Below are 24612 nucleotides of genomic sequence, written 5' to 3'. Positions count from 1 at the left end.
GCGAGCGTGACTTCGGCGTAGAAACGCCCGAGTTCGGTCACGGTACGGTAACGAATTAGTACCCACGCCGCAACTTTAGCAGCTACAGGCCGTACACGCGCTCCGCATTGGCCGTGGCGTGCGCAGCGAGCTCCGCCGGATCCTGGCCACGAATCTCGGCCAACGCCCGCGCGGTGTACGGCAGGCAGTACGACTCGTTGGGAGCACCGCGGAAGGGATGCGGAGTGAGGAACGGTGCGTCGGTCTCCACCAGCACCAGCTCGTCGGGCACCAGTACCGCGGCCTCCCGCAGGGCGTGCGCGTTCCTGAAACTGACGGTCCCCGAGAAGCTGAGAACGTAGCCCGCGTCGACGCACGCCTTCGCGGTCTCGGGACCGCCGGAGAAGCAGTGGAAGATCACCGTCTCGGGAGCACCCTCCGCCGTCAGAACAGCCAGCAGATCCTCGTCGGCCTCGCGATTGTGGATCATCAGCGGCTTACCCAGTCGTTTCGCCAGATCGATGTGCCACCGAAATCCGTCGTGCTGCTCGGCCACCGTGGCGCACCCGTCGAGCTTGCCGGGCCAGTAGTAGTCCAGCCCGGTCTCCCCGACGGCAACCACCCGAGGGTCGGAGGCCAACCGCTCGATCTCGGCCTTGGCCGCGTCGTCGAGCACGTTCGCGCGCGTGGGATGGATCGCAACCGCGGCCCACACCCGAGGATCCCAGGACGCCGCGTCGACCGCGAAGCGAGCGGCATCGAGATCGTCGGCGATCGTGACCACGCGCGTGACACCGACGGACTCGGCCTTGTCCACGATCGCGGCCACACTCGCCGCGTCGGTCGCCCCACACGCATCGAGGTGGGTGTGCGCGTCGACGAGAGTGCCGACGGGCTCGGGCAAAGGTGGTGCGGGACGGTCTCTGCTCACGCTAGTTAGAGTAGGCGCACCATGACTGCGCCAGCTGATGCCTCACGGCCACCCTTCTACGTCACCACGGCGATCGCGTACCCCAACGGCGCTCCGCACATCGGACACGCCTACGAGTACATCGCCACCGACACCATCGCGCGCTTCAAGCGCCTCGACGGCTACGACGTGCGATTCCTGACGGGCACCGACGAGCACGGCCTCAAGATGCAGCAGACCGCACAGACCGAGGGCGTGGACGTGCGCGAGCTCGCCGCGCGCAACTCCGACGCGTTCCAGGCTGCGCAGGACCTGCTGAAGATCTCGTACGGACGGTTCATCCGCACCACCGACGCCGATCACCACGCCGCCAGCCAGGAACTGTGGAAGCGGATGGAGGCGAACGGCGACATCTACCTCGATTCCTACTCCGGCTGGTACTCGGTGCGAGACGAGGCGTTCTACACCGAGGCCGAGACCACCCTCGCCGAGGACGGCTCGCGCGTCGCGACGGAGACGAACACTCCCGTCGAGTGGACCGAGGAGTCGTCGTACTTCTTCAAACTGTCGCAGTACCAGGACAAACTGCTCGAGCTGTACGACGCGTCGCCGGAGTTCATCGCTCCGAACACGCGCCGGAACGAGATCGTGAATTTCGTCAAGGGTGGCCTGCGGGATCTGTCGATCTCCCGAACCACGTTCGACTGGGGCGTTCCCGTCCCCGGCGATGAGAAGCACGTGATGTACGTGTGGGTAGACGCGCTCACCAACTACCTCACCGGTGCCGGCTATCCCGAGACCGAATCCGAGTCGTACCGAAAGTTCTGGCCTGCCGACCTGCACATCATCGGCAAGGACATCACGCGCTTCCACACCGTCTACTGGCCGGCATTCCTGATGTCCGCGGGCATCGAGCTACCCAAGCGGGTGTTCGTGCACGGGTTCCTGAACGTCAAGGGCGAGAAGATGTCCAAGTCCCTCGGCAACGTGCTGGACCCGAAGTCGTTGGTGGAGAACTACGGTCTCGATCCGGTGCGCTTCTTCTTCCTCCGCGAGGTCTCGTTCGGTCAGGACGGCAGCTACAGCCACGAGGCCATCGTTGCGCGCGTCAACGCCGACCTGTCCAACGAACTGGGCAACCTCGCGCAGCGTTCGCTGACGATGGTCGCCAAGAACCTCGAAGGAAAGCTCCCCACCCCGGGCGAGTTCACCGCCGAGGACGAGGCGATGTTGGCTCGCGCGGACGCGCTGCTGGAGATCTGCCGACGCGAATTCGACGTGCAGGCAATCCATTCCGCGCTCGAGGCGATCTGGTCGGTACTCGGCGAGACCAACCGCTACTTCTCGCTGCAGCAGCCGTGGGTGCTGCGCAAGACCGATCCCGATCGCATGGCCACCGTGCTGTACGTGACGATCGAGGTGCTGCGCATCGTCAGCATCCTGGCGCAACCCGTCATGCCCGATTCCGCGTCGCGCATCCTCGACCTGCTCGGGGCGTCGAACCGCGAATTCACCGACATCGCAACACGTTCGGTACCCGGCACTGCACTGCCGACCCCGACGCCGGTGTTCCCCAAGTACGAGTAGAGCGCTCCGCGCACGTGAGCGAAACCTCGACCCCCACTACGAGTTTCCGCTCACGTGCGGCGAAGCCGCTCTCACAAGGTCTTCTCGAGCTCCTCCAACGTGTTCTCCAGATGCGTCAGCATGCGCTGCAGATGCGGCACACTGCGTCGGCATCCGATGAGACCGAAGTTCAACGAATCACCGTTGCTCGCGACGGTGATGTTGAGCGCCTGCCCGTCGGCCACGATCGACGCCGGGTAGATGCCGTCGAGTTTCGCGCCGTTCCAGTACAGGTCTTCCTTCGATCCGGGCACGTTGGAGATGATGACGTTGAACGGCGGCGGGGTGTAGTCGACGAATCCAGGCACCGGCCCGAACAGCAACGGGGCCATGGTGATCGCACCGACGGTGAGCGCTTCGAGGGTGTTCAACTCGCTCATCATCTGCTTGCCCTTGACGGTCGAATCCTTGATCCGCTCGAGCCGCAGGATCGGATCCGATTCGTCGGTTCCGAGATTGCACAGGATGGTCGTCACCGAGTTTCCGGCGTCCTTGTCGTCGCCCTCCTTGCGCAGCGAGACCGGCACCATGGCGATCAGCGGTTCCTCGGGCAGTTCGTTCTGGTCGATCAGATACGCACGGAGGGCCCCGGCGCACATCGCGAGCACCATGTCGTTGAGCGTGGCGTCGAGCGCAGTCCCGACCGTGCGGATGCGCTCGATCGACCAGCTTTCGGCGGCGAAACGGCGGGCTCCTCCGATGGGCACGTTGAACATCGTCCTCGGCGCTTGCAACGGCAGTTGTGCGCCCTCTTTCTTCAACGCGCGCAATCCGATTCGAGCCGACGCCGGCGCAAAATCCACCAGGTCCCCGACGATCTTGCGTCCCATCGAGAGCCCACTGCCCAGCTGCGCCAACCGCCCGGGCTGCTCGACGGCGACCTGCTTCTTGCGCCTACCGAACAGCGACGGATCCCACGTTGCGACGCCGTTTCGATCGTCGGGATCGGTGGTGAGCGTGCGCTGCATCAGCTTCAGTGCACTGACACCGTCGACCAACGAGTGATGCACCTTGGTGTACAACGCGATTCGGCCGTCTGCCAATCCCTCGATGATGTGTAGTTCCCACATCGGCCGGTAGCGGTCCAGCGGTGCGCTGTGGTTGAGCGAAAGGAACTGGAACAGCTCGCGAATGCGTCCCGGTTGAGGCAACACGGTTCGTCGAACGTGGTACTCGAAGTCGACGTCCTGATCGAATGCCCACGCCAGGTTGCCCATGATCTGCACCGGACGCGACGGCCGCTTGCGGAAGAGCTCGTGCACCTCACCGGTGGTGAACTTGCGGTGCACTTCCTCGGCGAAGTCGTGCGGATCGCCGGGCGGGACGAACAACTCCAGACCGCCCACGTGCATCGGGTGCTCCCGTGACTCGGCGATCAGAAACATCGATTCGGTGATGGGCATGAGTGCCATGAGCTGTCCCTTTTCCATTTGTTTTAGGTCACGGTACGGCACCGAATGTGACTCAGAACACGACCTTACGTCTGGTCACGAAAAGCTACCCGCTATTGTCCGTTACCAGGGGTTCCAAATAGAGCGGGGTTCCAACGCACGGTGCACACGCGCCGCGCAACGACAACGGGGATGGAGGCGACGGCTATGAATCCGGCGCTCACCGTAGTGAAATCGACCGACCCGACAGCCACCGCACGCAGGCGCGATATCCGTGGCGCGAGTGTGCAGTCACAGATTCTGTCCAAGTCCCTGCAGTTCACGGTGCGACCGTTCCTGACCGTCTGGGCACAGGCACCGTCGCTTCCGTGGCCGATGGGGCTGGTCGACTACGCAGGCCTGCTCGTTCCGCAGATCAGCGGTACCACCCGCAGCCGGGTCATGTTGGCCGAGTGCGAGGCCGAATGGATTCGCGCCGAGGGCACCGGAAGCGATCGCGTCGTCCTGTACATGCACGGCGGCGCATTCGTCTGCTGCGGCCTGCGCACTCATCGCCGGATGACCTCGCGCGTCTCCGAGAACATCGACGGCGCGGTGCTGTCGGTGAACTATCGCATGATGCCTCGCAATCCGATCAGCCACGCGGTCGAGGACGGCGTCGACGCGTACCGCTTCCTGCTCGACTCCGGTTACCGCCCGGAACAGATCGTCCTCGGCGGTGATTCGGCGGGCGGATATCTCGCGTTCATGGTCGCGCTGGCGCTGCGCACCGTCGATTTGCCCGCCCCCGCAGGGATCTTCACCATGTCCCCGCTGACCGACATGGACCCCTCCGGCAAACTCGACCACGAGAACGCGTCGAAGTGTTCGATCTTTCCGCCCAACGCCGTTCCCGCACTGACCGCATTGGCCGATCGCGTCGATGCGCGCATCGTCGTAGAGGGCCAACGGGGCCCGCGCGTCTCACCCGTCGACAGTGATCTGGCCGGCATGCCGCCGGTGCTGATCCAGGTCGGTTCCACCGAAATGGTCTATGCCGACGCCGAACTCATGGCTCAGCGTCTCGCTGTCGCCGGAGTCGAGTGCGAACTTCAGGTGTACGAGGATCAGGTCCACGTGTTCCAGGCAGCCGATTTCGTTCCCGAGGCCCGCCGCGCGCTCAGAGCGATCGGCGAGTTCGCGCGGAACGTCAGCCCCCGCAGAGAAAGCTGAGATACCTTCTCCCCATGGCAGTCACAGCGAACAAGTCCGTCGACATCGACGCAGACGCAGCGGCAATAATGGACGTACTCGCAGACGTCGAGGGCATCCCTTCGTGGTCCCCGGTCCACAAGAAGTGCGAGGTCGTCGATCGGTTCGACGACGGCAAGCCACACCACGTCAAGATGAACGTCTCGATCATCGGCGTCAACGACGAGCAGCTCGTCGAGTACACGTGGTCGGAGAACGAGGTGTCGTGGACTCTCGTCGAGAGCACTCAGCAGAAGGCTCAGGACGGCCGATACACGTTGACGCCCAGGGGCAACGGCACCCATGTCGAGTTCGAGCTGACCGTGGACCCGAAGATCCCGCTCCCTGGCTTCCTGGTGAAGAAAGGAACCAAGACGATCCTCGAAGCGGCCACCGAGGGTCTGCGTCAGCAAGTGACGGGCTGAGCCCCTACTGCTCCTTACGTGCGGCGAGAACGGCCTCGTAGACCTCACGTTTGGAGACGCCGTCGACCGCCACCTGAGCGCAGGCGTCCTTCAACCGCATGCCCGACGCCACCAGCGTTTCCACGTCGGCAACGAGATCCTCGGGCTCTTCGGCGACGGCGACGGCTCCTTCGAGCACGACGGTGATTTCTCCGCGCACCCCGTCCCTCGCCCATTCGAGCAACTCCCCCAGGCCGCCGCGGCGCACCTCCTCGTAGGTCTTGGTGAGCTCCCGGCACACCGCGGCGCGGCGGTCGGGGCCGAGGACGTGGACGGCGTCCTCGAGGCACGCGACGAGACGGTGCGGTGCCTCGAAGAAGACGATGGCACGCGGTTCGGCGAGCACGGTTCGGAAGTAGGTGCGTCGCTGTCCTTGCTTGCGCGGCGCGAATCCGTCGAAGCAGAAGCGTTCGACGGGCAGACCGGACAGCGCGAGGGCCGTGGTGACCGCGCTCGGCCCGGGCAGACAGGTCACCGGCAGACCGGCCTCGACGCAGGCTGCCACGAGGCGGTAGCCGGGGTCGCTCACCGACGGCATCCCCGCGTCGGTCACCAGCAACACCGTCTTGCCCTCGCCCACTGCCTCGACGAGAGCCGGAAGGCGGGCGGTTTCGACCTGGTCGTAGAAGCTGACCACTCTTCCTGCGATCACCACGCCGAGCGAGGACGCGAGTTGTTTGGTGCGCCGGGTGTCCTCGGCGGCGACGATATCGGCAGTGCCGAGGGCATCACGCAGGCGCTGCGAGGCATCACCGACGTCGCCCATCGGGGTGGCGGCAAGGATGAGCATGCCTCCAGTGTCCCGCACGCTGTGCAGCGGCGTGCCGGGCACTGCCGATCAACGCCTACGATCGGTACGTGACCTTGCTGACCTCTGAGCGCTCCGGCGACCGGTCGATGGTCAGTCCCGGGCCCACCGTTGCCGCGCGCGACTGGTTCCACGACACCGATGCCCGCCGCGGGTGGATCGTCACCATCGTCATCACCGTGATCTGCGCGATCACGCGCTTCACCATGTTGCGATACCCCACCGACGCCGGAACCCCGGTGTTCGACGAGAAGCACTACGCCCCGCAGGGCTATCAGGTACTCACCGGCGGCGGGCTCGAGGACAATCCGGCCTACGGGCTGGTGGTGCATCCGCCGGTCGGCAAGCAACTGATCGCCATCGGTGAGGCGCTGTTCGGCTACAACGGCTGGGGTTGGCGCTTCTCTTCGGCCGTGGCCGGAACCCTGTTGGTGCTGTTGGTCATTCGAATCGTGCGACGCCTCGCCCGATCGACACTGGTCGGGGCTATCGCAGGCATTCTGCTCATCGTCGACGGCGTGACGTTCGTCAGCAGCCGCATCGGCATGCTGGACATCTTTCTCGCGCTGTTCGTCACCGCTGCGCTGGGTTGCTTGGTCGTCGACCGCGACGACATGCGACAGCGTCTGTCGAGGGTGCGCGCCGAAGGTCGAATGGACGTCAGCGTGCTCGGTCCGCGAATGGGAGTGCGGTGGTGGCGATTCGGAGCCGGCATCATGCTGGGACTCGCCTGCGGCACCAAGTGGTCGGGTCTGTACTTCATCGCATTCTTCGGATTGTTGAGCGTGGCATTCGATGTGGCGGCACGCCGCGCATACGGAGTTCGACGCCCGTGGCGGGGAACGGCGTTGCGCGACATCGGGCCTGCCCTGTACGCGCTGGTGGTCGTTCCGATTGCCGTGTATCTGATGACCTGGTGGGCGTGGTTCACCTCCGAGACCGGCGTGTATCGACACGAGGTCGGCAGTGGCGTCGGAGCGGGAGGTCCGTTCTCGTTCGTGCCCGACGCGTTGCGGTCCCTGTGGTTCTACAGCAGCAGCGTGCTGCAATTCCATGAGGGACTGACGAACTCGGCGGGCAACCGACACCCGTGGGAATCGAAGCCGTGGACCTGGCCGATGGGTCTGCGCCCGATGCTGTACTACTTCGCCGACGGCGAGAACGTGTCCGGTTGCTCGGCGTCCTCGTGTGTCAAAGCGATCATGCTGATCGGCACGCCCGCGATGTGGTGGCTGGCCCTGCCGATGCTGGCCTGGGTGATCTGGTCGGTGTTCGTCCGACGCGACTGGCGTTACGCCACAGTGCTCGTGGCGTACTCAGCAGCACTGCTGCCGTGGTTCACCACACTCGACCGACAGATGTACTACTTCTACGCGGTGGCTCTCGCACCGTTCATGGTGATGGGCTTCGCACTGGTGCTGGGCGACATCATCGGCAAAGCCACCGCATCGGCCGAACGGCGAGGTACCGGACTGCTACTGGTGTCCCTGTACCTCGCCGTGGTGATCGCAAACTTCGTGTGGCTATGGCCGATTCTGACCGCAATGCCGATCACGCCGGAGATGTGGCAGCAACAGTTGTGGCTGCCGAGCTGGCGCTGAGCGATTATGCAAGCAGCGCAGTCTTGCCCTTGGTGAGTCCGTCGATGCTGATGCGTCCGGCACCGAAAGCGGCGAGCAGCAGCGCGCCGACCCCGAGAGCGACGACCAGTTCGTAGCCGTTGTCCGCAGCGAACACGCCGTTCTCGAAGTGCACGAAGACGGCCGCACCGAGCATGTTCAGAAACAGCAGCAGGCCGGCGACCGGAGTGAAGATGCCCAGCACGAGCGCACCGCCGCCGACGAGTTCGACGAATGTGGCGAAGTAGGCGGACGCCGTCGGCAGCGGAATGTTCATCATCTCGAAGCTTGCTGCGGTGCCGTCGAGGCCGTAGGTGTTGAGCTTCTGCCAGCCATGGGCGATGAAAACGATACCCAGGCCGATTCGAGCTACGAGGGCAACGACGTCGCGTACGACGGTGGAGTTCATGACAATTCCTTCTGACAGGGCTACACGGGCAGCCCTACCCTGACAGAAGTAGGTTGAAGCGTCAACTTAACTGCCGTTCGCACCCTTGAGGGCAGATTCGAGGAACGAGCGAGCCTGATCGTCGTCCAGCCCGATGGACCGGACCGTCCTGACGAACTCCGTCGCCGCCCGGGCCGCGATGTCGCGCGACGGATCGCCGCCCGACGCGACGAACGAACCGGACCGGCCCCTCGTCTCGATGATTCCCTGCTGCTCGAGCTCCCGGTAGGTCTTCGCCACCGTGTTCGGTGCGATCTTGAGTTCCTCGGCCAGACCTCTGACCGTCGGGATCTTGGTACCGGCGATGAGATCGCCCGATCGCACCAGCCCCAGAATCTGCATTCGTAGCTGCTCGAACACCGGGGTGGTGTTCGACGAATCGATGTGTACGCGCACGGTCGATGCCTTATCCGAGCGCGTCGACTGCGTCGACGATCGAAGTCGGCCCGGACGTCAACATCAGCGTCTTGCGCACGGCCGAGCCGGTATCGAGCAACTGCGCGATCACCGCGGCCACATCGGCGCGGGTCACCTCACCCGAGTCCAGCGGCGGCTCGGTCAGCGATACCGAGCCGGTGGGGTCCTCATCGGTCAACTTGCCCGGACGCAGAATCGTCCAGTCCAGTCCACTTCTTGCCGAAACATCCTCTTCCGCAGCAGTTTTGGCCTCGATGTACGCCTTCCAGCCGGCATCGAGATCCTCGGCGACCGGCTCCCCGGCACCGAACGAGCTGATCAGCACGTAGCGCCGAACGCCTGCCTTCTCTGCCGCATCGGCCAGCAGCACTGCGCCGGCACGATCGACCGTGTCCTTGCGCTCGGGACCGCTGTTCGGGCCCGCACCTGCAGCGAACACCACCGCGTCCGCGTCGGCGAGCAGGGCAGCAACCTCGTCGACGGAGGCCGATTCGAGATCGATCACCTGCGGCAGCGCGCCCAGCGCGGTGACGGCATCGACGTGGTCGCTGTTACGAATCAGCGATACCGCACGATCTCCGTGCGCCGTGAGCACCTGAGTCAGATGTTGCGCGATCTGGCCGTGGCCACCTGCAATGACAATGCGCTTGTCGGTCATAACCACTCCCGTTCCTGACGTGAATCTGTCGGAGTGGCTACCCGCGTGGCAGGATTGCAAACATGACTGGCTCGGCGACCATCTACCACAATCCCCGGTGCAACACCTCTCGTACGGTCCTCAAAGCAATCGAGGAAACCGGTGTGGTGCCGCGGGTGATTCGGTACCTCGACTCGCCTCCCACCGAGGAGGAACTGCGCGCTCTGCTTGCCGACGCCGGACTCGAACCGCGTCAGGCCATTCGAACTCGCGAGAGCATCTACAAGGAACTGGGGCTGGCAGGCGCGGACGCCGACACGCTGATCGCGGCGATGGTCCAGCACCCGATACTCATCGAGCGCCCGATCGTGGTGACCGACAAGGGCACCGTGCTCGCCCGCCCGGCCGACAAAGTACAGACCGTGCTGTAGAGCGCTACAACCTCTCGCGCGACACCGGGCACGACATGCATCGGGGGCCGCCTCGCCCCGAACCCAGTTCCGATCCGGAGATCCGCAGTACCTCGATGCCCGACGCCTCCAGCCGTGCGTTCGTTTCGACGTTGCGCTCGTACGCGACGACGACTCCCGGCGCAATGGCGAGCGTGTTGTTGCCGTCGTCCCATTGTTCGCGCTCGGCGGTGACGTGATCGAGTCCGGTATCGATCAACCGCAGCTTGCCGATGCCCATCGCATCGGCGGCCGCCTCGAGGAACGGGTCACCGCCGCGGATGGTGACCCCTGCATCTTCGCGGTGAATGGTGAACGCGGACAACGTGTCCTGAATCGCCGGGTACATCACCACCGCGTCGGTATCGACCATGGTGCACACCGTGTCCAGATGCATGGACGCGCGCTCCTGCGCGATCGGCACCACCAGCACACTGTGCGCCAAATCGTCCTCGAACAGGCTGCGCGCCAACGCTTCTGCGCCTGCGGGTGTGGTGCGCTCGCCGACTCCGACTGCCACCACACCCGGAGCGAGCAACAGCACGTCGCCGCCTTCGACCGGAGCGGTCCGCGACTCGTACGCGCGCCGCACGCCGCGAAACATCGGATGGAATGCATAGATCAGATCGGTCAGCGACGTCTCCCGCACACGGGCAGGCAGCGCCAGCGAGGTGATCGCCACTCGATCGTCTATCCAGAACGACGAGTCGCGGGTGAACAACAGGTTCGGCAGCGGGTCGATGACGAAGTCCCCACCGTGATGCATTCGCCGAACCAGCGATGCCCCGCTCGGTTGCGGGTCCCCCGTCTCCGCCTCGAGCAACTCGTCGAAAGTCATTCCCGCCATGAGGATCTGCGCCAATTCGGCCGCGGGCACACCCCGCAGATGTTGGGCGAGGTCCTCGGCGAGCGACCGGCCGAGCCGTCGGGCATCGACGGCGGCGGAGATACCTTGCATTCGCGCTGCGCCGCTGACCGTCATGGCCTCGGTGAGAAGTTCGCCGAGGAGCAGCACCGTGACCCCTCGACCTCGCAGGAGATCGGCGAACGCGTCGTGCTCGTCCTGTGCGCGATCGACCCACGGCAGACCGTCGAACAGCAGCTGATCGTTGTTGCGCGGTGTGAGGCGTCGAAGCTCGTCTCCCGGCCGGTGCAGCATGACGGTGCGCAGCACCCCTACCTCGGAGTCGGCACCCAACGGGCCCGCAACCGCATCGACACTCATGAACGAACGGTAATCCCATTCGCCTGCCGCCGCTGGGATCAGGACCTGAAGTATTGTCGAGGTCGTGCCGATGCCCGAGTGGAACGTCCGAGAACTGACTCCCGGCCAGCTGTCCGAGCGCAGCGGAGTTGCGGTCTCGGCCTTGCACTTCTACGAGAAACAGGGGCTGATCAGCAGTCGCCGAACCTCGGGAAATCAGCGCCGATTTCATCGCGAAACTCTGCGCCGGGTTGCCTTCATCCGGATCTCGCAGAAGGTCGGGATCCCACTGGCGAACATCCGGCAGGCGTTGAGCGAACTACCGGACGAGCGGACTCCGACACGCGAGGACTGGGCCAGGCTCTCGACGCAGTGGCATCGCGAACTCGACTCTCGGATAGAGCAATTGATCCGGCTTCGGGACAACTTGACCGGGTGCATCGGGTGCGGCTGCCTGTCGCTGGCCGGCTGCGCATTGGTCAACCCACACGACGAACTGTCCTACTCGGGGCCCGGTGCGCGCACACTGGACGTCGATTTCGACGAACCCTCGACTCGACGCGGCACGAGCAGCTTGGAGAACTGATCGTTCGCCTTCTGCAGTACGAATTCGTAGGGCGGGGCGAATTTTCTGGCGACCCAGTACCCGAATCGGATGTCGTTGGAGGAGTAGACGAGGTACTTGCGCTTGGCAATTCCGGCGAGAATGGCGTCGGCGACAACCGAGGGTTCCACGGCACGCTTCTCGAACCGATGTTGCAACTTCTGTACCCGCGGATCGTCACGATCGACGCCGGCGATCTGAAGCGTCTGCACCAGACCGGTCTTGACGCCACCGGGTACCACCAGGCTGACGCCGATTCCGTGGCGCTTGAGGTCGTATTTGAGCACTTCGGAGACTCCGCGCAGACCGTACTTGCTGGCGCTGTAGGCAGCGTGCCACGGAAGGGGAATCAATCCGGCGGCGGACGAGACGTTGACCAGATGGCCACCCCGTCCGGCGTCGATCATCGGAGGTAGGAACTTCTCGATGATGTGAATAGGGCCCATCAGATTGACGTCGACCATCGACTTCCAGTGCCGGTGTTCGAGATTCTCGACGGTTCCCCATGCGGAGATTCCGGCAACGTTCATCACGACGTCCAGGCTGCCGAACTCGGCGTGAATGTCGTCCGCGAACGCGGTGACGGCCTCGAAATCGGACACATCGAAGGGCAACGAGTGACTGACGGTACCGCCCGCGCGACCGACCAGGTCCACCGTCTCCGCCAAACCGGTGCCGTTGATATCGGTCAGGAAGAGTTCCGCTCCCACTCCTGCAGCAGCGATGGCCGTTGCCCGACCGATTCCGCTGCCTGCTCCAGTGATCAACGTCTTCTTACCGCGCAGATCGTATGTAGCCATCGAAGCTTGTAACCCCCACCGGTTGCCACGTGTCAGTTCGACTTCGACCCTACGCGGTGACTACCGGGAGGGTTGTCACAATCTTTGCGACATCTCGTCTCGGTAGTCGGCGATGGTGCGCTCGATTCGCGCAGCATCGTCGTCGGCACCCTGTTTGCGTGCGTCGTCCGCGCGCTGCTGCAGGGTTCCGATCGCTTTCCGGAGTTCGTTGTCCGACATCCGAGGCCGGTGCACAGTGTGTTCCATGTCACACAGTGTGCCCGGCAACCGGGTGTGCGGCAAGCACCCCGAGATCACGGAATTTTCAGACTGTGACAGATGCCGACGTGATGCTCTCGCGCACGAAACTGGACAGACTCCGCGCCGCGAATTCGCGGAAGTAGGCAAGTTTGTCAGCGGGCACCAGCGACGGGAGGACCGTGTTCCAGACCTTCTCCATGCGCGAGGGGGCATCCTCCAGCCGGGACTGCGCCTCGGACACCATCAGAACTCCGGCGAGCATCTCGCACACCAGCAGCGCCGCGTTGCCCGCATCCAGATGGTCGGCGACGTCACCGTGCTCGATTGCCCGCTCGAAGAGGTGCTCGAAGATGTTTCCCCAGGTACCGAACACACTGCCGCGGGCGGTGTCGGATCCGTCGATCTCCATCTGCAACCGGTACATGACGCGCACCAGGGGATCCGATGCGGCGAGCTCGAGTACCGAATACGAGATTCCGATGACGGACTCGAGAGCCGGGCTGCGACTGTCGACCAAGCCGGCGCACGCAGTGGACACGCGATCGTGCCCCTCGTCGACGATCGCACGCGCCAGTTCTTCCTTGGACGCGAAATGGAAGTACAACGCACCTTTGGTCACACCGGACTGCGCTGACACCTGACTCAGCGTGGCATTCGCATGCCCCACCTCGAGGAAGAGATCTGCTGCAGCCCGCAGTGCGGCCGCTCGCGTTGCTTCTGCTCTCAGTTGTCTCACCATGTTGGAACACCCCTGCTCTGTCGACCTTGCATGACATCGACGCTCTGTATCCACTGCCTACCCGTAGGCCGATCGAGGTGAACGTGGAATTCACTTCGCCCTGTCGGGCTGCCAGCGCTCGACAATAGTAACCGGTTCGGTGGCGATTTTGTGATTCGAAAGTGACAATTGCATGAAGAACGGCTCGTTTACAAAACGATTGAAATGAAAAGTTCCACTTCTCCGGTATTCGTAACGACTTCGACTTCCTCTTTGTAGGCGCGAAATATCGATCCGGACATAACGCACTCTTCGACCTGAGCCCACACGTCCTCGATCGGATCCGCCAATGCTCCGGTGGGCGTGAATACCGCGAACACGCCGGTCGGTACCGACACGAAGACATCCCCCACCGCGACGTCGCCGGGCGAGTCCACCGAGACGGCGACCCCCGCGTTGACCGTACCGTGGGGATCCGGAACGTACACCGTGCACACCTGATGCGCGTCGATATGCTTCTCGCGCAGACGATCTCGCAGGAATCGCATCCATTCGCTGCCGCTCGATTCCGCGCCGGGCTCCACTCGCGGTGCCACCAACCCACTGAACAGCTCTGCACTGCGTGCGGTCACCCGGAAGGTCATCACGAACCGCCGGGCGCGGTGATCGCCAGATAGAGGTCGATCTTGTAGGCGTGGGGATAGCACTCGTAGTCGCCGGTGAACGATCGCACTATCTCGCCCTGCTCTTCGGCATGATCGATCTGGTTCCACAATCGGGTGAGAACGTCGGGGAAATACCCCACCGCAGAAAACCGTGCGTATTTCGCCGCGGGCACTTTTGCCACCAGATGTCCGCGCGCAACTCGATCGAGCGAAGAACACTGATAACCGACTACCTGCGTATTGTACGAGCCGATACCGGGGGCGAAGTCGGTATAAATGGACGCGAGCGGACCCGAGGTCTCCTGATTGAGAACTGCGGACCACGCTTGATCGAGAGCCGGGTCGTCGAGGCGGCCGAGCGCCCGTTTGGGGCTGCGAACGGGGAGACCCGCGACCCACGTTTCAGCGAGGTCGACGATCTCGAACGACATTCACACTCCGTAGAGAAGTTGCAGGGGCAGATCCTGTGCTCGGAACCGGTCCGTTCACAATATCGCCCGTCAATCTACCGGCGCGACTGGTAGGTGGATCGTCAATCGATCAACCGTACTTCGCACCCGTTTCGATCGCCGCAACAGCCGTCGTCGACGGTTTCTCCACAGATCCGGAAGCCGCATCGGTTACCGCGTCCCACCCTGTCCCGTCGACCGGACGCGCTCGATTCCGCGGTCAACTCCGGCCGTGCCTGCACCTGTCGAAGAATCGATACGTGAAACCGGTACGGATCGACGGTCCCCGCGCACAGCGCGGTCCTATATTCCCCCGACTGCGAATCGGGCACAGAACAATGTCGAACGATTCACTCTCCGCGCGTTGCGGCAGCGTAACTCTCGTCGCGAATACCGGACAGCTCACGCACAGATGAAGTGCCCGCTCCGGAATGCGACACCGGAAGAATCCGAGATTCGCACGACGACAGAATTCGCGTCAGGGGCCAATGCATCGTGTGCAGAACCAGGTCCGAAATCAGCAATCTGCGCAACCAACCGCCGGCCAGCCCATGATGAGCCCACGTGCGATACGAACTCCGGACGTAGTGCCGGTACTCGAGCGGTGGCGTCAGCAAACGACGTCCGGACACCTCGACGCGCATCGGCTCGATCTGCGCGATCCGCAAACCGACCTTGTCGATACACAGCGACAGATCGATGTCCTCGTGCAGATCGGTACGCAGACTCGTGCGAGCGCGAACCGCTTCCCACGCGGATCTGCGGATGGCGAAATTGTTGCCCGAAGCTGCGGAAACCCAACGCTCAGAGGGCCTTTTCCGTACGGAACGGTCGACGAACGCCCGGTACGGTCGCGCCCACGGGGAGTCGTAGAGGTAGATCGGCCCGGTGACTGCGACGTAGTCGAGGCGGCGCTCGAAGAAGTCGAGAACCGAGTCGACCCAGCCTGCCTCGATCCGGGTATCGGCGTCGATGCGGCCGATGACCGATCCGCGAGCGTGATCGAAACCGGCGTTGCGGGCGTGCACGACGCCGCGCTCGGACTCTCGCAGCAGAACCACCTGCGGAAAACGCCGCGCGTATTCGGTGACGATGGCCGCGGTGTCGTCGGTCGAATTGTTGTCGACGACAATTATCTCGTGAATGCGTTCGCGCTGAACGAGCAAAGCATCCAGGCATTCGCCTATGTGAGCCGACTCGTCGAACGCAGGCACAACAATGGAAAGAGTATTCACAACGCCAACCCCTGACACATTTTTGGCAATCGTGTAGCCCGGTATCCTTACACGGTGAATGCATTCGATTCCGAGCCGCTGACGTTGACGATGCTACATCATTACTTCAAGAAAAGAACCCGTCGAATTATTCGGACTTTATGGTTCAGAATTCGGAATTCGGAGGAAGTATCAATCGTCGCATCGCCTCCCGATCACGAGAACCGGCCTTGTCCCCGATCCACTGCTCCGCTACGGGAGGGGCGTTCAACTCTCTGCGCCGGCGCGCCGGGGACCCGACGTACACGCCATCCGGTTCGCAGTCTCGTGTCACCAGCGAGTTCGCCCCGATGATGCATCCGGCACCGATGCGCACACCCGGCATCACGACCACGCCGGACCCGATCCACGCTCCTGGACCGATCACCACCGACTCTCCCCGCAGTGCGCCTGCTCGACGCCGCGACGGCCCGGTCTCGTGCGTACTGGTGAGAATGCGAACGTGATCGGCGATGAAGACATGATCACCGATCACGATGTCGGCAACAGTGTCGAAATAGCAGCCGAAGTTCACGAACACGCCGGTTCCCAACCGAACCGATGCTTGTCCTTGAATCATGGAACCGCCGTACATCAGGCACGGACCGGTCGTCCGTAGACCCGCAGGCCGCAGAACGGATGCGCGCAGCACTGCAGGCAGGAACGGCACGTTCGCCAACGAAACGACGGTCGCCTGACGCATCTGCACGAGGGCCCAGCGGACGTCCCCCGGGTCACGCATCCAGTCGCGGACACGCGAGAGAGCCGTCACGCGGCAGCTCGCATCCGTTCGTCGGACTCGGCACGATCGTCGACCGGCAGAGCCCGGCACGGTACGACTGCGAACAGTCGCGAGATGGGCCAGCGCAGTGTGTGCATCAGCCAATCCATGGCCACGATGCGACCCAGCTTGCGCGACGCGAGACCGTGCTCCTCGTACGACCGGTAGCCGGCCAACGCATAGTGGATGTACTTCACCGGCGATGTGGTCGCGCGCCTACCGGACACTGCGGCCTTCATCCATCCGTTCTGGGCGACGGGCAGATGCTCGGCGGCCAGGCACAGGCACAGGTCGATGTCCTCGTGTACGCAGGTTCGCTCACTGACCGCACCGCGAACCGTGCGCCAGGCCGATGCGCGGATCGCGAAGTTGTTACCCGATACCGCCAGCGCAGAGCGCACCGAGGGCTCACGTCGCTCGGCGCGCGAGTGCATCCACGCCAGAGGTCGGGCCCAGGGTGATTCGTACAAGAACGTCCGGCCACCCGTGGCAGCGACGGTGGAATGCTCGTCGAAGAAATCGACGATCGAGCGCGCCCACCCGGGTCGTACACGGGTGTCGGCGTCGATTCGACCGATGATCGACGAGTCCACCAGGTCGAATCCGGTGTTGCGAGCATGGACCACGCCGCGATTGGGTTCGTGCACCAGCACGACCTTGTTCGTCCGCGCGCGAACGTTGTTCACCAATTGAAGCGTTCCGTCGGTGGACCCGTTGTCCACCACGACGATGCGGTCGATGTCGTCGCCCTGATCGAGCAGCAGCGTCAAGCATTCGCCCAGATGATCGACCTCGTCGAGCACCGGAATTACCACACTGAGCGTGTTCATTTCGATCCCCTGACAAATTTCGACATTTCAATTCTTCACAGCAACCTCTTAGAACTTACGACATGTCCCGGTAATTGCCTAAAGATGTCCGAATTGCATATCCGCAGCTCACGGGTCCGAAAGATTCCCGAAGACAGGCCACGACGCTTCAAACAATCGAATCGAAGGTTTTGCGCGCCGATAGTGCAGTTGGGGTTTATCCAGCACCCGCCATCACGAATGAACCCCCGAACCGACCACCTAGTTCGGTCGATACAAATCCATTCGGAATTCACTTCGCGGTAATATTCGCCGCCGTCGCTATCGGACAACTGCTACCGGACAACGAAAAAACCGCCACTCGTGTGAGTGACGGTTCTCGGCTGGGGTGGAGCTGAGGGGAATCGAACCCCTGACCTTCTCGATGCGAACGAGACGCGCTACCAACTGCGCCACAGCCCCTTCGCCGTCATGTCGACCGGCTGGGTAACTCTAGCAAAGCCGCTTCGGGCGGCAGCTACGCGCCCTGGGCTCTGCGCATGTCCCGGTCCTCGTCACGACGTGCCTGGAACGGCTCCTCGTAGTGATCGAGATGCTCGAATTCGGGATCCTCGTCGTCGATCTCGAGCACCACCGCACCGGGGCGACGCAACCGCTGCGGGACGAGCTCGAGTTCGTCGTCGGTCTCCGATTCCACACCGAGACGGGACCGGCCCATCCGGGTGAGCCGACGTCGACGGACCTCTTCCTCGATCTGCACCTGACGACGCAGGTAGTACAGGTAACCGACGAGGACGGCGACGGACAGTCCGCACAGCCACCAAACCGTCGGAGAAATGATGAAGGCCAGAGCTGCAGTGGTGATCGCCGCGAATACCAACCCCAGAACTGCGCGCTGTCGAAACGCGTACCGCGCGGCACGGGCGATCGCATCGGCCTCGGGGTCGAAACCGCCGCGGCCGCGTCGGCGAGGGACGAAATCGTCGTCGACGACACCGGGTTCGTGCGCGGGCGAACTTGCACTCGATGCCTCCGAGTCGGGTGCATCGCGCTCGAGGTCGCTGTCTGCTGCGTGAGTGTCCATCGGGTCCTCCGCGGTACCGGGTAGATCGGGTGAGTCTGGACGAACAGTCGCAATCGCGGGGCCGAAGATCTCTCGGGCCGGCGCGGAGACTCGCAGGTCGTCCTCCGGTCGCCAGTGGGGATCACTGCGGTGCCCGGTCGCGGGGCCGCGCTGCTTTCGCTTAGTGCCACCCCGATGCAGCACGCGGGTCGCGAGCGCTGCGTCGGTCGTCTGCATGATCTGCGGACGCTTGGTCATCAGCATGGGCAGAAGAACGAAGAGCCAGACGGCTACGAGACCGATCCAGATGATCGAGTTCGGCATCGGCGATGTTCTCCTCCCTGGGCAACGGTGACACTTGTGACGTCATCAGGCTATGGGGAGGAGGCGCGAGAACGATGCAGACGCGCCGACCCGAATTACACTCCTGTCACTTTGACAACATCAGACGCGGTCGGCCGTCAGGCCCACGCAGCCCGGCCCGCGCGAACCAACCGATCGACGACGGTTCCCTGCACCTCACCCGAGGTGATCGCGACGAGCTTGTGATCGCGCCATTCGCCGTCGACGTCGAGGTACTTGTAGAGCAGTCCCTCTTCGCGAAAGCCGACGTTGCGCAGCACTGCTTGGCTGGCCAGGTTCTCCGGCCGCACCGTCGCCTCGACGCGATGGAGTCCGACCGGGCCGAAGCAGTGATCGAGACCGAGTGCCAGCGCCGCGGTGGCCACACCCTTGCCGTTGACCTCCTTGGAGACCCAGTACCCGATCCAGGCCGAACGCAGTGCGCCCCGCACGATGTTTCCGGTGGTGATCTGGCCACAGAATTCGCCGTCGACTTCGATGACCATCGGCAGCATGTGTCCCTTGCGCGCCTCGGACTTCAGGCCAGAGCACAAGGTCGGCCACGAGGAGATGTGGTGTCGCGAATTCCAGCTGCCCTCACCACTGGGCTCCCAGGGTTCGAGGTGGGCGCGATCCGCAGTACGAATCCGACTCCACGCGGCCGCGTCGCGCATCCGTACCGGCCGCAACGTGACAGTTCCGCCGGCCACTCGCACTGGACCCAATTTCGCCGGCCAACCTGGGTGGCTCGACCACGTTCGCGGCATCCGTCGATCGTATGCGCTGCGCGCAAGTGAGCGAAAACTCGTAGCAGAAGTCGAGGCGGGAGTGGAGCCTGCGGAACGACCGGCAGGCCCCGCGCTCACATGGCATCAGCCTCGCTGAGCGAGGAACGAGACCTTGACTTCCTCGCCGGTTCGGATTTCGGTGACCTCGGGATCGATGACGACCAGGCAGTTCGCCTCGGCGAGCGTGGCCAACAGATGCGAGGACGATCCGGGTGCACCGCCGAGAGCCTGAACCAGGTATTCACCGGTTCCCTCGTCGCGCATGAGCTGGCCGCGGAGAAATCCCTTGCGGTCCTCGATCGAGGTGATCGGCGCGACGGTTCGGGCGGTCACGGTCCGTCGCATCGGCTGCCGTCGGCCCAGGGCGATGCGAATCAGCGGACGCACCATCACCTCGAACACCACCAACGCGCTGACGGGGTTGGCCGGCAACAGAAAGGTTGGTACTTCGTCGCGTCCGAGTTGGCCGAACCCCTGAACGGAGCCGGGGTGCATGGCAACTCGCTCCACTTCCATGTCGCCGAGTTCGCCGAGCGCCTCACGCACACCGTCCGATGCACCGCCGCCGACCGCTCCGGCGATGACCACGATCTCGGAACGGATCAACTGACCCTCGACCACTTCGCGCAGTCGCTTGGGATCGGTGCTGACGATCCCGACGCGGTTGACGTCTGCTCCGGCGTCGCGCGCCGCGGCGGCCAGCGCATAGGAGTTCACGTCGTACACCTGACCGGGCCCCGGGGTCCGATCGGTGTCGACCAGTTCGCCGCCCACGGAGATCACCGACAGCCGCGGCCGCGGATGCACCAGCACCTTGTCGCGCCCGACGGCTGCGAGCAGTCCCACCTGAGCTGCGCCGATGATCGTGCCTGCGCGCACCGCCACATCACCGGGCTGTACGTCGTCGCCGATCTTTCGGACGTAGTCGCCCGAGCGCACGGGACGGAACACCTTGACGCGGGCGCGACCGCTGTCGGTTCGATCCAACGGCAACACCGCGTCGGCCAGGGTGGGCAGCGGTGCGCCGGTGTCGACTCGCACAGCCTGACGTGGCTGCAGCCGGATGGGTTGACGCGATCCGGCGGACACCTCGCCGACGACGGGAAGCGTCAGGTCGATGCGTTCGTCGTCCTCGTTGCGCAGGTCGGTGCCCGCGGCCGCCACATCGACGCTCCGTACCGCGTAGCCGTCGATGGCTGCCTGGTCGAAACCGGGAAGGGGACGCTCGGTGACCACTTCTTCTGCACACAGCAGGCCCTGTGCTTCCGAGATGGCGACCCGAACAGGCCGTGGAGCCACCGCCGCGGCGGTCACCCTGGTCTGCTGATCTTCGACCGAGCGCATCTGGCCCTTCCTCTATGGCATCGACCCGCGATGCTATTCGTACGTGGTCAGTTCCGGTGCCCAGCTGTCGCTCAAGCGTTCGTTCAGCCATTCACGCAGCGCCGGACCGTAGTCGTCACGTTGTAGAGCAAAGTCAACCGCAGCGCGCAGGTATCCCCCGGGATTTCCGAGGTCGTGTCTCGATCCGCGGTGCACCACCACGTGGACGGGGTGGCCTTCTTCGATCAGCAGCGCAATGGCGTCGGTGAGCTGCAGCTCGCCGCCTGCGCCGGGCTTGATCCGTCGTAGAGCGTCGAAGATCGCGCGGTCGAGCAGGTACCGGCCCGCGGCGGCCAGGTTGGACGGGGCGTCCTCCTGCTTGGGCTTTTCGACCATACCGGTGACCTTGAGGACGTTCGGGTTGACCGCGTCGGGCACGATCTCGACGGAGAAGACGCCGTAGGAGGAGACCTTGTCGTCGGGAACCTCGATGGCGCACAACACCGAGCCTCCGCGCTTGGCGCGGACGCGGGCCATGACGTCGAGCACACCGCGGGGCATCACCAGATCGTCGGGAAGCAGAACGGCAACGGAATCCTCGTCGTCGTCGAGAACTTCCTCGGCGCAGGCGACGGCATGTCCGAGTCCGAGCGGCTCGTGCTGAATGACCGACTGGACGTCGAGCAGACCGGGGGCAACCCGCACCTTCTCGAGCATTTCGAGCTTGCCGCTGGCCTCGAGCTTGTTCTCGAGGACGAGGTCTTCGACGAAGTGGGCGACGACGCCGTCCTTGCCGGGGGAGGTGACGATCACCAGTCGCTGTGCGCCGGAATCTGCGGCTTCGCCGGCGACGAGCTCGATACCGGGAGTGTCGACCACTGGAAGCAGTTCTTTCGGAACGGTTTTCGTGGCCGGCAGGAACCGGGTACCCATGCCCGCTGCGGGAACGATGGCCGTGCGGAAATGCACGGGCGTGGCGGCGGTCGTCGCTGTAACGGCTTCTGTCATGGTGCTCACCCTATCCATGGTTTCTGGTGATCTGCTCGCCGTGTGCTGCGTTTTACCCCCGAGTGCATATCGTTGAACGACAGCACAGGAAGGGAGGACGAATCGTTGTGACCGTTCCCGATTTCACGGAGAACACGCCCAAGGATCGATGGCGAAAGTATGTTCTCGCCGAACGCCGACTGCTCGACGGTGCGCAACGCGCAATGGAGTCCTCTGCACTCTGTCACGTCCTCGGCGAATTGGCTGCCGAACACCCAGTCGTCGCCGCGTACGTTCCGGTCGGCCGGGAGCCGGGTTCGATCGAGATGCTCGACGCGATGGCCGCGGCCGGGTCGGCCGTTCTGCTTCCGAGTGCGCACGAGCCGGGTCCCCTGCGCTGGGCTCGATACGGCGGGCGTGAATCTTTGGTGAAAGCCCCCTTCGGTCTGTTGGAACCGTCGGGACCGACGCTCGATCCCGACGCGGTGTCGGAGTGCACTCTGGTTCTCGTTCCGGCGCTGGCCGTGGACCGGAACGGAAACCGGCTGGGCCGAGGCGCGGGCTTCTACGATCGAACACTCGACCTGTGCAGACCCGACGCGATGCTGGTCGCGGTGGTGCGCGAGAGCGAAGTGGTCGATCGTCTACCTGCCGAATCGCACGACAGACCGGTGACACACGTGCTCACCGCCGGCGGGCTCGTACGCTTGAGTACGGAATAACGCTAGGATTCGATTCGTTGGCACTCCTGACTGTAGAGTGCTAATGCTCTCCCCAGTTTCGACAGTTTCGACGAACAGACAAGACACCGGCGGTGTTCGGCCTCGGCCAGCAGAGCGGCGAATTTCCTCGGTGAACAGCGCGGAGGAAACACGATGCCCACTTACTCATACGCATGCACCGAGTGCGACAACCGCTTCGACATCGTTCAGTCCTTCACCGACGACACACTGACGGTGTGCCCCGCGTGCTCGGGCAAGCTTCGCAAGCTGTTCAACTCCGTCGGCATCGTCTTCAAGGGCAGCGGCTTCTACCGCACCGACAGCCGCGGCGGCTCCAGCACCTCCAGCGAGGGCGCAGGCGAGAAGAAGTCCGATGCGGCGGCCACGAAATCGGACAGCAAGACCGACTCGAAGCCCGCCGAGAAGAAATCTTCGGATTCGACGTCGTCGAGCAGTTCCTCTTCGTCTTCGACCACGAAAGCTGCTGCCAGCCAGTAGTTTTCCGCTTCATCCACAGGCCGGGCCGTTATCCACAGCCCGGCCTTTTCGGTGCCTGTTCCGGCTCGGCCACCGATACCGTTAGCGCCATGGCTGCAGGCAAGAATCGACTCGACTCGACGCTGCTCGATCGCGTCACCCTGCGTCCGGCATGGGTCGGATCCACGAAATTCAGGCGGATCGCGGCCGGGGTTCTGGTCGCGGTTGCACTGGTGCTGTTCCTCGACGACGCCGCCGGCGACGACCGCGTACGGGTGATCACGGCCGGACGAGACCTGACACCCGGCACCGTACTGACGCAGGCCGATATCGCCGTCGCAGAGTGGGACGGGGCGAACGTCCCCGAGGGCGCACTCGTCGAATCCGAGGCCGTGGACGGCCAGACGCTCACCGGGCCGGTCCGAGCGGGCGAACTGCTCACCGACGTGCGCCTGCTCGGATCTCGGACCGCCACGACGACGCTGGGGACCGAGGCACGCGTCGTACCGGTACATCTCGCCGATGCCGCGGTGACCGATCTACTGCGTGAAGGTGATCGCGTCGACGTGCTGACGGTCGAGGCTCAGGACGACCCGAATGCGGTGCCCGCGGCACGGGTGCTGGCGTCGGGAGCGATGGTTGTGCTCGTCTCCGCCGACGCCGGTGGCAATCGGCAGCGAGACCGAGTCGTCTTACTGGCCCTACCGACGAACGACGCTACGACGGTGGCGGCCGCCTCCTTGGTCAGCGCGCTCACGGTCACCCTGCACTAACGTCTCTCGAGACAGAACAAACCGAACGTTGGGAGAAGGGCTCATGCTGAAGGGCTTCAAGGACTTTCTACTCCGCGGCAACGTGGTGGACCTCGCAGTCGCCGTCGTCGTCGGCGCAGCATTCACCGCTATCGTCACCGCATTCACGACGAACGTCATCAACCCCCTTGTCGCCGCTCTCGGTGGCAGCAACGAATACGGCTTTGGGTTTCAGATCACGTCGTCGCCGGAATCGTTCGTCAACGTCGGTGCCGTCATCACCGCGGTCATCAATTTCGTCATCATCGCGGCGGTGGTCTACTTCGTGCTGATCCTGCCGGTGAACACGGCGAAGAAACGCTTCGTGAGCCAGCCGGAGAAGGAACTGAGCGACGTCGACGTGCTGGTGCAGATTCGCGACATCCTCGCGGGTGGAACCGCTGCGGGACAGAAATTGTCGACCGCAGCCGACACCACCGGCGGTAGCGGCGAGGCCATGGACGCAGCCCCCGATCTCGGCAAACATTCCAAGGACTGACGCACGTCTGCTTCGACGAATGAATGCGCCATTCACGTTGTCTGACAGCGTGAATGGCGCATTCATTCGTTGTGGGGGTGACCCAGCAGAACTCAGTTGGTGAACGTCGACAGCGGAAG

The 24612-nt window shown here is 63.9% G+C and carries 29 protein-coding genes and 1 tRNA gene; 10 read left to right on the top strand and 20 right to left on the bottom strand.

Annotation, left to right across the window (positions count from 1 at the left end):
* Positions 1 to 82: 82 nt before the first annotated feature.
* Positions 83 to 910, bottom strand: coding sequence for a TatD family hydrolase (locus tag A2J02_RS10280; protein ID WP_068049794.1), 828 nt, complete (start codon positions 908 to 910; stop codon positions 83 to 85).
* Between the two features lie 21 nt (positions 911 to 931).
* On the opposite strand from A2J02_RS10280, the gene metG reads away from it, so the two are divergent.
* Positions 932 to 2476, top strand: a complete 1545-nt coding sequence (gene metG / locus A2J02_RS10275) for a methionine--tRNA ligase (protein ID WP_068049793.1) — start codon at positions 932 to 934, stop codon at positions 2474 to 2476.
* Between the two features lie 71 nt (positions 2477 to 2547).
* Here metG and A2J02_RS10270 read toward each other — a convergent pair whose 3' ends face one another.
* Complete coding sequence (locus A2J02_RS10270) at positions 2548 to 3927, bottom strand: WS/DGAT/MGAT family O-acyltransferase (RefSeq protein ID WP_068049828.1); 1380 nt, start codon at positions 3925 to 3927, stop codon at positions 2548 to 2550.
* A 171-nt stretch (positions 3928 to 4098) separates the two neighbouring features.
* On the opposite strand from A2J02_RS10270, the gene A2J02_RS10265 reads away from it, so the two are divergent.
* Positions 4099 to 5118, top strand: coding sequence for an alpha/beta hydrolase (locus A2J02_RS10265; RefSeq protein ID WP_068049791.1), 1020 nt, complete (start codon positions 4099 to 4101; stop codon positions 5116 to 5118).
* A 14-nt stretch (positions 5119 to 5132) separates the two neighbouring features.
* Positions 5133 to 5561: an SRPBCC family protein gene (locus A2J02_RS10260; RefSeq protein WP_068049789.1), complete on the top strand. Its 429-nt coding sequence runs from the start codon at positions 5133 to 5135 to the stop codon at positions 5559 to 5561.
* Between the two features lie 4 nt (positions 5562 to 5565).
* Here A2J02_RS10260 and rsmI read toward each other — a convergent pair whose 3' ends face one another.
* A complete protein-coding gene (gene rsmI, locus A2J02_RS10255; protein ID WP_068049826.1) occupies positions 5566 to 6390 on the bottom strand; it encodes a 16S rRNA (cytidine(1402)-2'-O)-methyltransferase in 825 nt (274 codons plus the stop codon).
* Between the two features lie 107 nt (positions 6391 to 6497).
* Here rsmI and A2J02_RS10250 point away from each other — a divergent pair, with 107 nt between their 5' ends.
* Positions 6498 to 8009, top strand: a complete 1512-nt coding sequence (locus A2J02_RS10250; RefSeq protein ID WP_068049825.1) for a dolichyl-phosphate-mannose--protein mannosyltransferase — start codon at positions 6498 to 6500, stop codon at positions 8007 to 8009.
* Positions 8010 to 8013: 4 nt separating this feature from the next.
* On the opposite strand, the gene A2J02_RS10245 is transcribed toward A2J02_RS10250, so the two are convergent.
* The 3 genes from A2J02_RS10245 to A2J02_RS10235 form a co-directional block, all read right to left on the bottom strand.
* Entirely contained in the window at positions 8014 to 8436 is a 423-nt protein-coding gene (locus tag A2J02_RS10245) for a DoxX family protein (protein WP_068049787.1), read from the bottom strand.
* 66 nt (positions 8437 to 8502) lie between these two features.
* A complete protein-coding gene (locus tag A2J02_RS10240; RefSeq protein WP_068049785.1) occupies positions 8503 to 8871 on the bottom strand; it encodes a GntR family transcriptional regulator in 369 nt (122 codons plus the stop codon).
* Between the two features lie 10 nt (positions 8872 to 8881).
* Positions 8882 to 9550: an NAD(P)H-binding protein gene (locus A2J02_RS10235; protein ID WP_068049783.1), complete on the bottom strand. Its 669-nt coding sequence runs from the start codon at positions 9548 to 9550 to the stop codon at positions 8882 to 8884.
* 62 nt (positions 9551 to 9612) lie between these two features.
* Between A2J02_RS10235 and arsC the strand changes: the two genes are divergently transcribed.
* Complete coding sequence (arsC, locus tag A2J02_RS10230; protein ID WP_068049781.1) at positions 9613 to 9960, top strand: arsenate reductase (glutaredoxin); 348 nt, start codon at positions 9613 to 9615, stop codon at positions 9958 to 9960.
* A 4-nt stretch (positions 9961 to 9964) separates the two neighbouring features.
* Here arsC and A2J02_RS10225 read toward each other — a convergent pair whose 3' ends face one another.
* A complete protein-coding gene (locus A2J02_RS10225; protein WP_068049779.1) occupies positions 9965 to 11203 on the bottom strand; it encodes an arginine deiminase in 1239 nt (412 codons plus the stop codon).
* Positions 11204 to 11267: 64 nt separating this feature from the next.
* On the opposite strand from A2J02_RS10225, the gene soxR reads away from it, so the two are divergent.
* The gene (soxR, locus tag A2J02_RS27215) at positions 11268 to 11768 is read left to right on the top strand and encodes a redox-sensitive transcriptional activator SoxR (RefSeq protein ID WP_068283494.1); all 501 of its coding nucleotides are present in this window, start codon (positions 11268 to 11270) and stop codon (positions 11766 to 11768) included.
* Here soxR and A2J02_RS10220 read toward each other — a convergent pair.
* From A2J02_RS10220 to A2J02_RS10165, 13 genes are all read right to left on the bottom strand, one after another.
* Complete coding sequence (locus A2J02_RS10220; protein ID WP_068049773.1) at positions 11684 to 12586, bottom strand: SDR family oxidoreductase; 903 nt, start codon at positions 12584 to 12586, stop codon at positions 11684 to 11686. The genes soxR and A2J02_RS10220 overlap by 85 nt on opposite strands.
* A 75-nt stretch (positions 12587 to 12661) precedes the next feature.
* Complete coding sequence (locus A2J02_RS28225; protein WP_176460553.1) at positions 12662 to 12832, bottom strand: hypothetical protein; 171 nt, start codon at positions 12830 to 12832, stop codon at positions 12662 to 12664.
* A gap of 58 nt (positions 12833 to 12890) precedes the next feature.
* A complete protein-coding gene (locus A2J02_RS10215; RefSeq protein WP_068049771.1) occupies positions 12891 to 13565 on the bottom strand; it encodes a ScbR family autoregulator-binding transcription factor in 675 nt (224 codons plus the stop codon).
* 188 nt (positions 13566 to 13753) lie between these two features.
* Entirely contained in the window at positions 13754 to 14176 is a 423-nt protein-coding gene (locus A2J02_RS10210; protein ID WP_082899497.1) for a GyrI-like domain-containing protein, read from the bottom strand.
* Positions 14177 to 14187: 11 nt separating this feature from the next.
* On the bottom strand, positions 14188 to 14640 hold the full coding sequence (locus A2J02_RS10205) for a GyrI-like domain-containing protein (RefSeq protein ID WP_068049769.1): 453 nt from the start codon (positions 14638 to 14640) through the stop codon (positions 14188 to 14190).
* Between the two features lie 368 nt (positions 14641 to 15008).
* Entirely contained in the window at positions 15009 to 15872 is an 864-nt protein-coding gene (locus A2J02_RS10200; protein ID WP_176460589.1) for a glycosyltransferase family A protein, read from the bottom strand.
* A 166-nt stretch (positions 15873 to 16038) separates the two neighbouring features.
* Entirely contained in the window at positions 16039 to 16683 is a 645-nt protein-coding gene (locus A2J02_RS10195; RefSeq protein ID WP_068049763.1) for an acyltransferase, read from the bottom strand.
* Positions 16680 to 17522 carry a glycosyltransferase family 2 protein gene (locus A2J02_RS10190; RefSeq protein ID WP_068049761.1) on the bottom strand — a complete coding sequence of 281 codons (843 nt, stop codon included), beginning with the start codon at positions 17520 to 17522 and terminating at the stop codon, positions 16680 to 16682. Before A2J02_RS10190 ends, A2J02_RS10195 begins: the two co-directional genes overlap by 4 nt.
* Before the next feature lie 368 nt (positions 17523 to 17890).
* Positions 17891 to 17963, bottom strand: a tRNA-Ala gene (locus A2J02_RS10185).
* A 55-nt stretch (positions 17964 to 18018) separates the two neighbouring features.
* Positions 18019 to 18888: a divisome protein SepX/GlpR gene (sepX, locus tag A2J02_RS10180; protein ID WP_068049759.1), complete on the bottom strand. Its 870-nt coding sequence runs from the start codon at positions 18886 to 18888 to the stop codon at positions 18019 to 18021.
* Positions 18889 to 19025: 137 nt separating this feature from the next.
* The gene (locus tag A2J02_RS10175) at positions 19026 to 19673 is read right to left on the bottom strand and encodes a GNAT family N-acetyltransferase (protein ID WP_068049757.1); all 648 of its coding nucleotides are present in this window, start codon (positions 19671 to 19673) and stop codon (positions 19026 to 19028) included.
* A 105-nt stretch (positions 19674 to 19778) separates the two neighbouring features.
* Complete coding sequence (gene glp, locus A2J02_RS10170) at positions 19779 to 21038, bottom strand: molybdotransferase-like divisome protein Glp (RefSeq protein WP_032395737.1); 1260 nt, start codon at positions 21036 to 21038, stop codon at positions 19779 to 19781.
* Between the two features lie 33 nt (positions 21039 to 21071).
* Entirely contained in the window at positions 21072 to 22025 is a 954-nt protein-coding gene (locus A2J02_RS10165) for a UTP--glucose-1-phosphate uridylyltransferase (protein ID WP_037192236.1), read from the bottom strand.
* A 107-nt stretch (positions 22026 to 22132) separates the two neighbouring features.
* Between A2J02_RS10165 and A2J02_RS10160 the strand changes: the two genes are divergently transcribed.
* The 4 genes from A2J02_RS10160 to mscL all read left to right on the top strand — a co-directional run bounded on the left by A2J02_RS10160 (position 22133) and on the right by mscL (position 24493).
* Positions 22133 to 22726: a 5-formyltetrahydrofolate cyclo-ligase gene (locus tag A2J02_RS10160; RefSeq protein ID WP_068049755.1), complete on the top strand. Its 594-nt coding sequence runs from the start codon at positions 22133 to 22135 to the stop codon at positions 22724 to 22726.
* Positions 22727 to 22879: 153 nt separating this feature from the next.
* Positions 22880 to 23224 carry an FmdB family zinc ribbon protein gene (locus A2J02_RS10155; protein ID WP_068049753.1) on the top strand — a complete coding sequence of 115 codons (345 nt, stop codon included), beginning with the start codon at positions 22880 to 22882 and terminating at the stop codon, positions 23222 to 23224.
* Positions 23225 to 23313: 89 nt separating this feature from the next.
* A complete protein-coding gene (locus A2J02_RS10150) occupies positions 23314 to 23976 on the top strand; it encodes an SAF domain-containing protein (protein ID WP_068049750.1) in 663 nt (220 codons plus the stop codon).
* Positions 23977 to 24019: 43 nt separating this feature from the next.
* On the top strand, positions 24020 to 24493 hold the full coding sequence (gene mscL, locus A2J02_RS10145; RefSeq protein ID WP_068049748.1) for a large conductance mechanosensitive channel protein MscL: 474 nt from the start codon (positions 24020 to 24022) through the stop codon (positions 24491 to 24493).
* Positions 24494 to 24612 lie beyond the last annotated feature (119 nt).

Origin of the sequence: Rhodococcus sp. EPR-147, assembly GCF_001647185.1 — a bacterium.
GTDB lineage: Bacteria > Actinomycetota > Actinomycetes > Mycobacteriales > Mycobacteriaceae > Rhodococcoides.
The sequence above is the reverse complement of the archived record's forward strand: the minus strand, read 5'-3'. Positions and strand labels throughout refer to the sequence as shown.